The organism is Mycobacterium sp. 012931 (assembly GCF_000419295.1).
GTDB classification, from domain to species: Bacteria; Actinomycetota; Actinomycetes; order Mycobacteriales; family Mycobacteriaceae; genus Mycobacterium; species Mycobacterium marinum.
The window spans coordinates 1,500,207-1,513,109 of record NZ_AOPX01000001.1 but is presented as its reverse complement, the minus strand read 5'-3'; the positions used below and the strand labels follow the sequence as shown (position 1 = coordinate 1,513,109).

The window sequence follows — 12,903 nt, the reverse complement described above, 5'->3', positions numbered from 1 at the left end:
ACTGAACGTATGAGTGGACGTCACCGTAAGCCCACTACCTCGAACGTCAGCGTCGCCAAGATCGCCTTCACCGGCGCGGTGCTCGGCGGCGGTGGTATCGCCCTTGCCGGCCACGCGGCCGCGGCCACCGACGGCGAATGGGACCAGGTGGCCCGTTGCGAGTCTGGCGGCAACTGGGCGATCAACACCGGCAACGGCTACTACGGCGGCGTCCAATTCGCGCAGAGCACCTGGGCCTCCCACGGTGGCGGCGAATATGCGCCATCCGCGCAGCTGGCCAGTCGCGAAGAGCAGATCGCGGTCGCCGAGCGCGTCCTGGCCACTCAGGGCCGCGGAGCCTGGCCGGTATGCGGACACGGCCTGTCGGCCGCCACTCCCCGCGACGTCCCCGCTCCGGCCGCGCTGGATGCCCCGCTCGACGCCCCCGGAATCAACGGCGAGCCGGCACCGCTGGCCCCGCCCCCCGGAGATGACGTCCCGCCCCCGGCTGACCCGGCACCCCCGGTAGAGTTGGCGGCCAACGACGTGCCCGCGCCGGCCGACCTGCCGCCGGCCCCCGAAGACCTGGCACCCCCGGCCCCGGCCGACCTGCCCCCCGCCCCAGAAGACCTGCCGCCCGCGCCGCAGGACCTCCCCCCTGCGCCTGAGGATGTGGCCGCGCCCGCGCCGGCCGACTTTCCGCCGGCGCCGGAGGACGTGGCGGCCCCGGTGGAGCTGGTGGGCAACGACGTGCCCGCCCCGGCCGACCTGCCGCCGGCCCCCGAAGACCTGGCACCGCCGGTGGACGTCCACGAGGCTTCGACCGTCGCCTACACTAAGAAGTTGTGGCAGGCGATCGTGGGACAGAACATCAGCGGCAACGACGCGCTCGACGCGCTCGCGCAGCCGGCCGTCTTCGCCTGAGACAGGGTCACCCCTAAACCGACCGGCGCGAAAAGCCGAGCGGGTTAGGCCGAACCCACCCATTCTTCGGAACCATCACCGAAGAACTGGTGCTTCCACACCGGAAGCCGCGCCTTGATCGTGTCGACCAACTTCGCGCACGTGGTGAACGCGGCCTCGCGATGATCGGCAGCCACGGCGGCCACCAAGGCTGCATCGCCCACGTGCAGGACCCCGATTCGGTGGCTGGCCGCGACCGCGCGCACACCGGCGGCGTGTTGGGCGACATCGGCCACCACCTCAGCTAGCACCTGGCCGGCCGACGGGTGCGCGGAGTACTCCAGCCGCAACACTTCCCGGCCACCATCGTGGTTGCGCACCACCCCGACGAAACCGACGACAGCTCCCGCCGACGGCCGGCCCACCAGTTCCTCGTGTTCGGCCAGAGAGATCGGCTGGTCGGTCAGCAGGGCCCGCACAACCTGCGTCATCGCCGGTGGTCTTGGCCAGCGATTTGATCGAGCGCGTGGTGCACGACGTCGGCGAGCACATCCAACCCGTCCCGAACGCCGCCAGGTGAACCAGGCAGGTTGACGATCAAGGTTTGGCCGGCCACACCACACACCCCTCGGGACAACACCGAAGTCGGAACCTTCGGCAGGCCGGCGCGCCGGATGGCGTCGGCCAATCCCGGGATCACAAAGTCCAGCACCGCCACGGTCTGCTCCGGGGTCGAGTCGGTAGGCGAAATCCCCGTGCCGCCCGAGGTGATGATCAGGTCCACCTGGGCCTCGACCGCGTCCTGCAGCGCCTCGCCGACCGGGTTACCGTCGGCGGCCACCTTGGATTCCAGCGGCGAAAAGCCGCGTTGCTCAAGCCATTCAGCGATAATCGGCCCGCATTCATCGGTGTACACACCGGATGCCGCACGCGTTGAAGCGATGATGATTTGGGCCGAGCGAGCCGTGCTCACCTCGACCAGCTTCCGCTGCGCCCGCCCTGTTTGCTGAGCACCCGGACATCGTCGATACGAGCGGCTGGGTCGACCGCTTTGATCATGTCGTAGAGCGTAAGGGCCGCGACGCTGACAGCGGTCAGTGCCTCCATCTCGACACCGGTTCGGTCGGTGCTGCGCACCGTCGCGGTGATCTCGACATCCGCCTCAGCCATGGTGAAATCAACGTCGACACCGGTCAGGGCGAGCTGATGACACAGCGGGATCAAGTCACTGGTGCGTTTGGCCGCCAGAATTCCCGCCACCCGCGCGGTGGCCAGCGCATCCCCCTTGGGCAGGCCGCCGCTCGAGATCAGCGCCACCACCTCCGTCGAGGTGCGCAGAAAGCCCGCAGCAACAGCCGTGCGTCTGGTGGCCCCCTTCTCGGTGACGTCGACCATGTGCGCGGCTCCCCGCTCATCCAGATGCGATAGCCCACCTGAGGGATAAGAGCCTGCCCCGGGTGTCGCCGATGCCGCGGGGGCCTCGGATGCGTTGGGGGGCTCGGCCATCCCAACGACTACCTGTTGACGACTGTCACCGGGTGCAAGTAGGGCAGATCGTCTGCGGCCAGCGGAAACACCACCTCACCGAACGGAGACAGCGCCCCTGTTCGGTCGGTCACCAGCTCGCTCACGGCGTGGTCATCCGGATCCGTGGTCGGCCAGCCGTTGTCCACGTACTTGCTCTTACCCGCCTTGCCTTCAGCAATGTCAGCCACGGCGTCCATTCTGACAGGTTTACCTGCCGTCCGCGGCGCAAGGTCACCGGTCGGGCCTACGCTGATCAGCAATGACCGAACACACCCCGGAAATCCCGCTGGGGTCCTGGCTGGCCGAATTGCCCGACGAGCGGCTGATCACGCTACTCGAGCTGCGGCCGGACCTTGCCCAGCCGCCACCTGGCAGCATCGCCGCGCTGGCCGCGCGGGCCCAGGCCCGTCAATCGGTCAAGGCTGCGACCGAACAACTCGACTTCCTGCGGTTGGCGGTGCTCGATGCGTTGCTGGTGCTGCTGGCCGACACCGAGCCGGTGCCGATCGCAAAGCTGGTGTCGCTGATCGGTGAGCGCGCCACCCAGGCCGAACTGACCGAGGCGCTCACCGACCTCAAGCTGCGCGCCCTGGCCTGGGGCGACACCACCGTTCGGATCGCCGCCGATGCCGGCACCGCGCTGCCCTGGCACCCGGGGCAGGCAACTCTCGAGGACAACTCACGAACCGGCGAGCAAATTGCCGAACTGATCGCCGGGCGGGACCAGCCGCAACGCGACGTGCTGGACAAACTGCGCGAGGGGTCGCCGATGGGCCGCACCCGCGACGCCGCACCCGGTGCCGCCCCGGACCGCCCGGTGCCGCAGCTCTTGACGATGGGACTGCTGCGGCGCATCGACGCCGACACCGTGATCTTGCCCCGCCACGTCGGCCAGGTGCTCCGCGGCGAACGGCCCGGTCCGATGCAGCTCAGTGCACCCGACCCGGTGGTTTCCACCACCACCCCCGAGGACGTCGACGCGACGGCCGCCGGAGCGGTGATCGACCTGCTGCGTGAGGTGGAAGCACTGCTGGAGAACCTCGGCACCATGCCGGTTGTCGAGCTGCGCAGCGGTGGACTCGGGGTGCGTGAGATCAAGCGGATCGCCAAGGCGGTCGGAATCGACGAGGCGCGCCTAGGCCTGATCCTCGAGGTGGCGGCGGCGGCCGGACTGATCGCCAGCGGCATGCCCGATCCGCTGCCCGACCACGGTGACGGACCGTACTGGGCGCCGACGGCCACCGCCGACCGGTTCACCACGATGTCACCGGCCGAGCGGTGGCAGCTACTGGCCACCGCGTGGCTCGATCTGCCCGGCCGCCCGGCGTTGATCGGCAGCCGGGGCCCCGACGCCAAGCCCTATAGCGCCTTGTCTGATTCGCTGTTCTCGACTGCAGCGCCATTGGATCGCCGGCTGCTGCTGGGCATGCTCGCTGAGCTACCCGCCGGCGCCGGTGTCGATCCGGTGACGGCTTCGGCCGCTTTGATCTGGCAGCGCCCGCGATGGAGCCGAAGACTGCAGCCGGAGCCGATCTCGGATCTGTTGGCCGAGAGCGAGGCCCTGGGGCTGGTCGGGCGCGGCGCGATCAGCAAGCCCGGGCGCACCCTGCTGGAACACGGCGGCGACCCCGCCGCCGTGATTGCCGCAATGGCCGCGGCGCTGCCGAAGCCGATCGACCATTTTCTCGTCCAAGCGGACCTGACCGTCGTGGTACCCGGTCCGCTGCAGCGCGACCTCGCCGATGAACTGGCAACCGTGGCGACCATCGAATCGGCCGGTGCGGCGATGGTGTACCGGCTCAGCGAACAATCCATCCGGCATGCGCTCGACATCGGCAAGACCCGCGGCTGGATGCACACGTTTTTCGCGGACCACTCCAAGACACCGGCCCCGCAGGGGCTCACCTACCTCATCGACGACGTGGCGCGCCGGCACGGCCAACTCCGCATCGGCATGGCCACCTCGTTCGTGCGCTGCGAAGACCCCGCGTTGCTAGCCCAAGCCGTAGCGGCACCCGCCGCCGAGGCGGTGCAGCTGCGCGCCCTGGCCCCGACCGTGGCGGTCTCACCCGCCCCGATCGGCGAGGTCCTCGTCGCCCTGCGCAGTGCGGGCTTCGCCCCCGCTGCCGAGGACTCCACCGGCGCGATTGTCGACGTCCGGCCCCGCGGCGCCCGGGTTCCCGCGCCCAACCAACGCCGGCCCTATCGGCCCCCGGCGCGGCCCAGCGGTGAGACGCTGAACGGCATCATCGAGGTGCTGCGCACGGTGACCTCGGCACCGTTCGGCAATATCCGCATCGATCCGGCCGTCGCGATGTCGCTGCTGCAGCGCGCCGCAAAGGACCAGGCCACCCTGGTAATCGGCTACCTCGACGCCGCGGGCGTGGCCACCCAGCGAGTGGTGTCCCCCATCGTCATCCGGGGCGGTCAGTTGACCGCCATCGATTCCACCTCGGGAAAGCTGCGTGACTTCGCTGTGCACCGCATCACGTCGGTCGTCTCGGCCGACGGCCAATAATGGATCCCATGATCCACTTCGGTGACCACCCAGATGGCGATGCGGTGCGGCTAGCACCCTGCTGTGACGAAGGGCGGCACGCATGACCGACGGACCCCTGATCGTGCAATCCGACAAGACGGTTCTGCTCGAGGTCGACCACGAGCAGGCCGGCGCCGCACGCGCGGCCATCGCGCCGTTCGCCGAGCTCGAGCGCGCACCGGAACACGTGCACACCTACCGGATCACACCGCTGGCCCTATGGAACGCCCGGGCGGCCGGCCACGACGCCGAGCAGGTGGTCGACGCGCTGGTCACCCACTCGCGCTACGCGGTACCCCAGCCACTACTCGTCGACATCGTCGACACCATGGCCCGCTATGGCCGGCTGCAACTGGTCAAGCACCCCGCGCATGGGTTGACGCTGATCAGCCTGGATCGGGCCGTGCTCGAAGAAGTGCTGCGCAACAAGAAGATTGCGCCGATGCTGGGCGCCCGCATCGACGACGACACCGTAATCGTCCACCCCAGCGAGCGAGGCCGGGTCAAGCAGCTGCTGCTCAAGATCGGTTGGCCCGCAGAAGATCTCGCCGGCTACGTGAACGGCGAGGCACATCCGATCAGCCTGCAGCCCGACGGGTGGGAGCTGCGCGACTACCAACAGCTGGCCACCGACTCCTTCTGGGCCGGCGGCTCCGGCGTGGTGGTGCTGCCGTGTGGGGCGGGCAAGACACTGGTCGGCGCGGCCGCAATGGCCAAGGCCCAGGCGACCACGCTGATCCTGGTCACCAACATCGTCGCCGCGCGGCAGTGGAAACGCGAACTGGTGGCCCGCACTTCGCTCACCGAGGAAGAGATCGGCGAGTACTCCGGAGAACGCAAGGAAATTCGGCCGGTCACCATCTCGACCTACCAGATGATCACCCGCCGCTCCAAGGGCGAGTACCGCCACCTCGAGCTCTTCGACAGCCGCGACTGGGGCCTGATCATCTACGACGAGGTGCATCTGCTGCCGGCACCGGTGTTCCGGATGACCGCCGACCTGCAGTCCAAGCGGCGACTGGGCCTGACCGCGACGCTGATCCGCGAAGATGGCCGCGAGGGCGACGTCTTCTCCCTCATCGGCCCCAAGCGCTACGACGCGCCATGGAAGGACATCGAAGCGCAGGGCTGGATCGCCCCGGCGGAGTGTGTCGAAGTCCGGGTCACCATGACCGACAGCGAACGCATGACGTACGCCACCGCCGAGCCCGAGGAACGCTACCGGCTGTGCTCGACGGTGCACACCAAGATCGCTGTGGTGAAGTCGATTCTGCAGAGGCACCCCGGCGAGCAGACCCTGGTGATCGGGGCCTACCTGGATCAACTCGAAGAGCTGGGCACCGAACTTGATGCTCCGGTCATCCAGGGAGCGACAAAAACTCGGGAAAGAGAGGCGCTGTTCGACGCCTTCCGGCGTGGCGAGATAGCCACCCTGGTGGTGTCGAAGGTGGCCAACTTCTCCATCGACTTGCCGGAGGCCTCTGTGGCGGTGCAGGTTTCGGGGACCTTTGGCTCGCGTCAGGAGGAAGCACAGCGGTTGGGCCGGTTGCTGCGCCCCAAGTCCGACGGCGGTGGCGCAATGTTTTATTCGGTGGTTGCCCGCGACAGCCTGGACGCCGAATACGCCGCACACCGGCAACGATTCCTGGCCGAACAGGGCTATGGCTACATCATCCGCGACGCCGACGACCTGCTGGGCCCGGCGATCTAGCCTGGCGAGCAGACGGGGTAGGTAGAACACACACCTGACTTTGCTCGTTTTCACAGCTCAGGGCATTGGCCGCCCAAGAGTCGTGTTGTACATTCGGGCGTTTATGAGCACCCGCAGCGATCGGCGCATCCAGCGATGGCAGTCAGCCATCGTGGTTGCCGCGGCGCCGAGTGTGTTTGTTGCGTTGATCGCAGGTTGGGCGTTGCGCCCCAAGTTCTCTGCGGCCTCGCTGCCCGAACCGGTGACATGGTCACACGGGATTTCAGTCCACAGCCCGCATTCCGGGGCCCTCGGGTCAACACAACTACATGCCGATTCCCCGGCCGTGAGCCATGTTGACAACGCCACGGCATCAGGCTCGGTACCAACCCACACCAAGCCGTTCCACAGCATGTGGATGACGTGTGGTCGGCCGCCGAACTGGATTCCTCTATCACCGAACTTGGTCTGGTCGCCGCAGCCGGCATCGCTTTTCGCAATGGAATTGGCGCCCAACCTCACCCATACCGCCAAGCCCGCCAATGCTGCGGGCGGTCAAGATTCGCTAATGCGGCTCTGCGTGGCCCGTTGCTGATGGCGCAGCGCTAATCGCGCCGCTGTGACGTAGCACCGCATACCCACCGCCGCTCAGGCCCGCCGCTTCGGCGCGTCCATCGCACCTCTGTCCCCCTGGCCGCCCGGCACCGTTCGCCGGGACCGCCCTCACAACCACCAGCGCCATCTCGCCCGTAGGCAGTTCTGGCGTTTCCCACACCAACTCGCCCGGGCCGCGCCGGCCCCGAAAGGAGAGTCTTCATGTCCTTCCCGAATGCGCGCGCTCTGCCCCTGGGATCACTCAACCAAAAGTCCACCGCCCTGGTCGCGAAACTACTTGTCGGCGCTGCCATCGCTGTCGGTTTCGGTGTGAGCGCAGCGGCATCGGCCAGCGCGGCTGACTGCGTTGCCGGAACCGCGCCTGCCGGCGCCGACGCCAGCCCGTTGCAGAGCCTGAGCAACGGCTGTACCGAACTGCCAGTTCACATTCCGAGCGCGACGGAACGAGAGATCGATCGCGGACTGCACGACGGCTATGTCGAGGGCACGGTGCGCGGCCCGGCTTCGATCCCGAATCAGTAGACCGGGGCCCAGCAGCCGCGGTGGCCGCTAGCTCAGCGCGGGAATCACTTCACGCTCGAACAACTCGATGCCGGAGCGGTCATACGCGGCTTCCGGGAAATAGCAGATCGCGTATTCGCACCCAAGGTCACGAATCTGCGCCAGTCGCTCGATGACCTGTTCGGGCGTGCCCGTCGCCGAATCCGGCAGGCCGCCAACCATCGAATCGGCCACGGCCTCGGGCACGTAGCCGACCAGACGGTCACGGACTCGCCCCAGCCGATCTTTGACGTCGGCTTCCGAGGTACCCAAGACGGCGGTGAAGTTGGCCGATCGCACTATGGCGTCGAATTCGGTGCCCAGTTTGCGGCAATGCTCCGCCAACACCTGCGACTTGTGCGCGAACTGTTCGGGCTGGGGCGTGAAGTTGGTGTACTGCGCGTACTGTGCGGCGATACGTAACGTCACCTTCTCCCCGCCACCGGCAACCCACAATGGAATTCCATTGTTCTGCAACGGCTTCGGCGCGACGATCGCGCCGTCGACCTGATAGTGCTTGCCGTCAAAACTGACCTTGCCGTCGCGCCAGGCGTCCCGCATGATCTGCACGCCTTCGTCCAGCCGGCCCAACCGCACCCCGGCCGAAGGGAATCCGTAGCCGTAGGCACGCCACTCGTGTTCGTACCAGCCACCGCTGATCCCCATCTGGATGCGCCCGCCGGAGATGATGTCGGCGGTGGCCGCCACCTTGGCGAGATATACCGGATTGCGGTAGCTCATCGCGGTGCACATTTGGCCGAGCTTGATCCTCGAGGTCACCGCCGCGTAGGCCGCCATCAGCGACCAGGCCTCATGGGTGGCCTCGTCACTGGGCAATGGCACGGTATGGAAGTGGTCATAGACCCACAGTGAGTCCCAGGCGCTGGCATCGGCGTAGGTAGCCAGGTCACGCATCACCGCCCAGTGCTGCTCGGGCGCGATGCCGACGAGATCCATTCGCCAGCCTTGCGGAATGAAGAGACCAAAGCGCATAGCTCGGACTATATGCCCGGCGGCCTCCGAATTTGGAGCGGGCACCAAGCACCCGCCCCGAGCCCGGCGTCAAACACCAAGCGCGGCCAACGCCGCCTCCACCGAGTACTGCCGCAGTTGCGCATAGGGCTCGTCCGGAAACTGCATGCAACAGTCCTGCAATCCACCAAATGCCAGCACCGCCCGGGTCGCCTGACCGAGCGTCGGCGCCGCGCCGAACACCAGCCGACCGAGCCGCTCCCGCCAGGCCAGCACGGTGTCGATCAGACCGAGGTCGGACAGCAACGTCAGTTCGACCACCACCAGCATCAGGTCCTGACGATGCCGGTAGTGGAAATCGAAGTACCCCTCGAGCAGGCCGCGGACATTGCCGTCGGCAAGCCGCTCACGCTCCGCGACAAATCGCTCACCCTCTTCGATCAACGGCACCACGATGCTGCGCACCAGGTCTTCGCGTGACGCGAAGTGGTAGTACAGCGCCGGCTTGGTGATCCCCAGCCGGTCTGCGATGTCCTGCAAGCGGGTGCCCCGCACACCTTGGCGCAGAAATAGTTCGCGAGCGACTTCCTGGATCCGCCGCCTGGTGTCCGACCTGGGCTTGGTCACCACACGAGGCTATCTGACCTACCGTTAGGTAAGCACCCCATGTTGGCCTTACCGAACGTTAAGTAAGTAGGAGGCCGACGTGCGGATCTTGATTTCGGGCGCCAGCATCTCCGGTTCGGTACTGGCATTTTGGCTGAGCCGCTACGGATTCGATGTCACCGTCGTCGAGCGGGCGCCACAATTGCGCAAGGCCGGCGGCCATGCCGTTGACCTGTTCCGGCCGTCCATGGAGATCTCGGCGAAGATGGGCGTGCTATCGAAGATCGAAGCGCTGGCCACCGGGACCGAAACCCTGACCTGGTATCGCGAGGGCGCGCGGCGGCCAGTTCGCGTCAATCTCGCCAAGATCTTCGGCGCCACGTCCGACCAGCATGTCGAGATCATGCGCGACGATCTCAGTGAGATCTACTACGAGGCCAGCCGCCATGACACCGAATACCTGTTCGGCGACTCGATCACAGCCATCTCGCCGGACGGACGGGTGAGCTTCGAGCAGGCCGCGCCACGCTGCTTCGACATCGTGGTCGGTGCCGACGGGCTGCACTCCAACGTGCGGCGCCTGGTCTTCGGCGAAGACGCCGGACACACTCAATTCCTCGGCGGGTACCTCGCGGTGGTGTCGGTGCCGAAAGGACTGGCACACGACGGCGAGATGGTCGGTCACGTCGGGCCCGGCCGGATGGCAGCGGTCTACACCGCAGCGCCCCTCGACGACGCGCGCCTGCTGTTCCTGTTCCGCACCCAGGAGGAACTGCGATACCACTACCGAGATGTCTTGCGGCAAAAGGAATTATTGCGTGAAGCGATCGCCGGAATGCATCCGCAGGTGGACCTTTGGCTCGAAGAGCTGGACCGCACACCAGCGTTCTACTTCGACTCGATCACCCAGTTGCAGCTCGACACCTGGTCGCGCGGGCGGGTAACACTGGTCGGCGACGCCGGCTACTGCCCGGAGCCCGCGGTCGGCGGCAGCACCAGCCTGTCGGTGCTCGGCGCCTACATACTGGCCGGGGAACCGGCCCAAGCGGGCGGCGACTACGCGCGAGCGTTCGCCGCCTACGAGCGAGAGATGGCCGACCCGGTAAGTCGCAGCCGCACCTTTGCCAGCGGGGTCGCCGTGAGCCTCATTCCGCGATCGAAAGCCGGAGTGTGGGCGCTGACCCACGGTGCGCAGCTGGTTTCAATGCTGCCCGGTGGCCTCACCAAAGCGGTCGCGAAGCTGAACACCAAGGGTGTGCGGCTCTACGACTCAATGCGGTTCAAGGAATACGCCCCACCACGGCCCGGATAGGCACGAGCAGACGCGGAATCGCATTGCGACCGTGGGTCGCACGCGATTCCGCGTCTGCTCGCCAAGCCTGACGCTTAGGTCAGCGAGTCCGGCGGCAGGAAGCGGTCGCCGTACTTGGCGGCCAGCTCGCGGGCGCGGGCTACGAAGGCCTCTTTGCCCCGGCCGAGCGCACCCTCGTAGCCGACGATGTACTGCGCGCTACCACCGGTCCACGGCGGGAAGCCGATACCCATGATGGATCCGATGTTAGCGTCGGCCGTCGACATCAGCACGTTCTCGTCGAGGCACTTCTGGGTTTCCAGCGCCTCGGCGAACAACATCCGGTCGATCATGTCCTGCAGCGGCGGCTCCGAGGTGCCCGACTTGAACGTCTCCCGCAGGCCCGGCCACAGGCCGGCACGCTTGCCCTCGGGGTACTCGTAGAAGCCCGCGCCCTTGAGCCGACCGGACCGACCAACCTCGATCATCTTCTCGACAACCGCTTCGGCCGGGTGCGGCTCGTAGGTGCCACCGGCGTCCTCGACACCCTTGCGGGTAGCGGTAGCGATCTTGTGCATCAGCTCCAGGTTGAGCTCGTCGGACAGCTGCAGCGGCGGGGCCGGGTAGCCGGCCTGCGATCCCGCCTGCTCGATCGACGACGGCTCGACACCCTCACCGAGCATCGCCAGCGCCTCGTTGACGAAGGTGCCGATGACCCGGGAGGTGAAGAAGCCGCGGCTGTCGTTCACCACGATCGGGGTCTTGCCGATTGCCAGGGTGTAGTCGAACACCCGGGCCAGGGCCTCGTCGGAGGTCTTCTCACCCTTGATGATCTCGACCAGCGGCATCTTGTCGACCGGGGAGAAGAAGTGGACACCGATGAAGTCCTCTTGGCGCTTGACCCCGGTGGCCAGACCGGTGATCGGCAACGTGGAGGTGTTCGATCCCAGCACCGCGTTGGGCTCGACGATGTCCTCGATCTCCTGGAACACCTTGTGCTTGAGTTCCTGGTTTTCGAACACGGCCTCGATGACGAAGTCCACGCCCTTGAGGTCGGCCGGGTCCGAGGTCGGGGTGATGCGAGCCAGCAGCGCGTCGCCCTTCTCCTGGGTGGTGCGACCGCGCTCGAGTGCCTTGGCCACCAGCTTCTCGGAGTAGCCCTTGCCCTTGGCGGCGGCCTCCGCGCTGACGTCCTTGAGCACCACGTCGTAGCCGGCCTTGGCCGAGACGTAGGCGATGCCCGCGCCCATCATGCCGGCACCGAGCACACCGATCTTGGCGATCGGGGTCTTGCCGATGCCGTCCGGCCGCGACTTGCCGGCGTTGATGGCCTGCAGGTCGAAGAAGAACGCCTGAATCATGTTCTTGGCGACCTGGCCGGTGACCAGCGAGGCGAAGTAGCGGCTCTCGATGCGGCTGGCGGTGTCGAAATCGACCTGCGCACCCTCGACCGCGGCGGCCAGAATGGCCTTCGGGGCCGGCATCGGAGCGCCCTTGAGCTGCTTGCGCAGCAAGGCCGGGAACGACGGCAGGATGGAAGCCAACCCCGGCGACGACGGAGTGCCGCCCGGGATCTTGTAACCCTTCTTGTCCCAGGGCTGCTCGTGGGAATCCGGGTTGGCCTTGATCCACGCCTTGGCGGCGGGCACCAGCTCCTCGACCGTCGGCAGCACCTCGTCGACCAGCCCGATCTCCTTGGCCTTGGCCGGCTTGAACCGGGTGCCCTGGGACAGGATGCTCACGAAGGCGTTCTGGATACCGAACATGCGCACGGTGCGGGTCACCCCGCCGCCACCGGGCAGCAGGCCCAGGGTCATCTCGGGCAGACCCAGCTGGCTGCCCTTGGCGTCGGCCGCGATGCGGTGATGGCAGGCCAGCGCAATCTCGAGGCCACCGCCGAGTGCCGCGCCGTTGATCGCGGCGACGACGGGCTTGCCCAGCGTCTCCAGGGTTCGCAGCTGCCGCTTGACCGTCTCGACCGTGTCGAAGGACTGCCCGGCGTCTTCCGGACCGGCCTGGATCATGGATGTGAGGTCACCACCGGCGAAGAAGGTCTTCTTGGCGCTGGTGATCACCACTCCGGTAATCGAATCCTTTTCGGCAACAAGGCGATCCACCGCCTTACCCATCGACTCGATGTAGGCCTCGTTCATGACGTTGGCCGACCCCGACGGGTCGTCCATGGTCAGCGTGACGATGCCGTCGGCATCCTTGTCCCACTGAATTGTGTTGTCGGCCATT

12 protein-coding genes are annotated in these 12,903 nt (G+C 67.0%); 5 read left to right on the top strand and 7 right to left on the bottom strand.

Annotated elements, in window-relative coordinates:
- Positions 1 to 9: 9 nt before the first annotated feature.
- Entirely contained in the window at positions 10 to 903 is an 894-nt protein-coding gene (locus tag MMSP_RS06890) for a transglycosylase family protein (RefSeq protein ID WP_020786025.1), read from the top strand.
- Positions 904 to 947: 44 nt separating this feature from the next.
- Here the strand turns inward: MMSP_RS06890 and MMSP_RS06885 are convergent, their stop codons facing one another.
- Genes MMSP_RS06885 through MMSP_RS06870 form a run of 4 tightly spaced genes read right to left on the bottom strand, consistent with a single transcriptional unit; the run spans position 948 to position 2,597 of the window.
- On the bottom strand, positions 948 to 1,373 hold the full coding sequence (locus MMSP_RS06885; RefSeq protein ID WP_011738644.1) for a molybdenum cofactor biosynthesis protein MoaE: 426 nt from the start codon (positions 1,371 to 1,373) through the stop codon (positions 948 to 950).
- Positions 1,370 to 1,855, bottom strand: a complete 486-nt coding sequence (locus tag MMSP_RS06880) for a molybdenum cofactor biosynthesis protein B (RefSeq protein ID WP_020786023.1) — start codon at positions 1,853 to 1,855, stop codon at positions 1,370 to 1,372. Before MMSP_RS06880 ends, MMSP_RS06885 begins: the two co-directional genes overlap by 4 nt.
- Entirely contained in the window at positions 1,852 to 2,388 is a 537-nt protein-coding gene (gene moaC, locus MMSP_RS06875; protein WP_086084976.1) for a cyclic pyranopterin monophosphate synthase MoaC, read from the bottom strand. The genes MMSP_RS06880 and moaC overlap by 4 nt, the downstream gene beginning before the upstream one ends.
- An 8-nt stretch (positions 2,389 to 2,396) precedes the next feature.
- Entirely contained in the window at positions 2,397 to 2,597 is a 201-nt protein-coding gene (locus tag MMSP_RS06870) for a hypothetical protein (RefSeq protein ID WP_172607222.1), read from the bottom strand.
- 71 nt (positions 2,598 to 2,668) lie between these two features.
- Here MMSP_RS06870 and MMSP_RS06865 point away from each other — a divergent pair, with 71 nt between their 5' ends.
- From MMSP_RS06865 to MMSP_RS06850, 3 genes are all read left to right on the top strand, one after another.
- Positions 2,669 to 4,927 carry a helicase-associated domain-containing protein gene (locus tag MMSP_RS06865; RefSeq protein WP_020786022.1) on the top strand — a complete coding sequence of 753 codons (2,259 nt, stop codon included), beginning with the start codon at positions 2,669 to 2,671 and terminating at the stop codon, positions 4,925 to 4,927.
- Positions 4,928 to 5,009: 82 nt separating this feature from the next.
- Positions 5,010 to 6,659 carry a DNA repair helicase XPB gene (locus MMSP_RS06860; RefSeq protein ID WP_012396210.1) on the top strand — a complete coding sequence of 550 codons (1,650 nt, stop codon included), beginning with the start codon at positions 5,010 to 5,012 and terminating at the stop codon, positions 6,657 to 6,659.
- Positions 6,660 to 7,454: 795 nt separating this feature from the next.
- Complete coding sequence (locus MMSP_RS06850) at positions 7,455 to 7,775, top strand: hypothetical protein (RefSeq protein WP_015357116.1); 321 nt, start codon at positions 7,455 to 7,457, stop codon at positions 7,773 to 7,775.
- Between the two features lie 27 nt (positions 7,776 to 7,802).
- Here MMSP_RS06850 and MMSP_RS06845 read toward each other — a convergent pair whose 3' ends face one another.
- Together MMSP_RS06845 and MMSP_RS06840 are read right to left on the bottom strand one after the other, a co-directional pair.
- Positions 7,803 to 8,786 (bottom strand): LLM class F420-dependent oxidoreductase, encoded by a 984-nt coding sequence (locus tag MMSP_RS06845; protein WP_020786020.1) that lies wholly within the window; start codon positions 8,784 to 8,786, stop codon positions 7,803 to 7,805.
- A gap of 69 nt (positions 8,787 to 8,855) precedes the next feature.
- Positions 8,856 to 9,392, bottom strand: a complete 537-nt coding sequence (locus MMSP_RS06840; RefSeq protein ID WP_036427133.1) for a TetR/AcrR family transcriptional regulator — start codon at positions 9,390 to 9,392, stop codon at positions 8,856 to 8,858.
- Between the two features lie 79 nt (positions 9,393 to 9,471).
- On the opposite strand from MMSP_RS06840, the gene MMSP_RS06835 reads away from it, so the two are divergent.
- Positions 9,472 to 10,683 carry an FAD-dependent monooxygenase gene (locus tag MMSP_RS06835; RefSeq protein ID WP_020786018.1) on the top strand — a complete coding sequence of 404 codons (1,212 nt, stop codon included), beginning with the start codon at positions 9,472 to 9,474 and terminating at the stop codon, positions 10,681 to 10,683.
- A 74-nt stretch (positions 10,684 to 10,757) separates the two neighbouring features.
- Here the strand turns inward: MMSP_RS06835 and MMSP_RS06830 are convergent, their stop codons facing one another.
- Complete coding sequence (locus tag MMSP_RS06830; protein WP_020786017.1) at positions 10,758 to 12,902, bottom strand: 3-hydroxyacyl-CoA dehydrogenase NAD-binding domain-containing protein; 2,145 nt, start codon at positions 12,900 to 12,902, stop codon at positions 10,758 to 10,760.
- Between the last annotated feature and the right edge of the window lies 1 nt (position 12,903).

Coding starts and splice junctions, on each gene's coding strand:
- MMSP_RS06850 (WP_015357116.1), top strand. CDS start 7,455: ATGTCCTTCCCGAATGCGCGCGCTCTGCCCCTGGGATCACTCAACCAA.
- MMSP_RS06845 (WP_020786020.1), bottom strand. CDS start 8,786: ATGCGCTTTGGTCTCTTCATTCCGCAAGGCTGGCGAATGGATCTCGTC.
- MMSP_RS06890 (WP_020786025.1), top strand. CDS start 10: ATGAGTGGACGTCACCGTAAGCCCACTACCTCGAACGTCAGCGTCGCC.
- MMSP_RS06830 (WP_020786017.1), bottom strand. CDS start 12,902: ATGGCCGACAACACAATTCAGTGGGACAAGGATGCCGACGGCATCGTC.
- moaC (WP_086084976.1), bottom strand. CDS start 2,388: ATGGCCGAGCCCCCCAACGCATCCGAGGCCCCCGCGGCATCGGCGACA.
- MMSP_RS06885 (WP_011738644.1), bottom strand. CDS start 1,373: ATGACGCAGGTTGTGCGGGCCCTGCTGACCGACCAGCCGATCTCTCTG.
- MMSP_RS06865 (WP_020786022.1), top strand. CDS start 2,669: ATGACCGAACACACCCCGGAAATCCCGCTGGGGTCCTGGCTGGCCGAA.
- MMSP_RS06860 (WP_012396210.1), top strand. CDS start 5,010: ATGACCGACGGACCCCTGATCGTGCAATCCGACAAGACGGTTCTGCTC.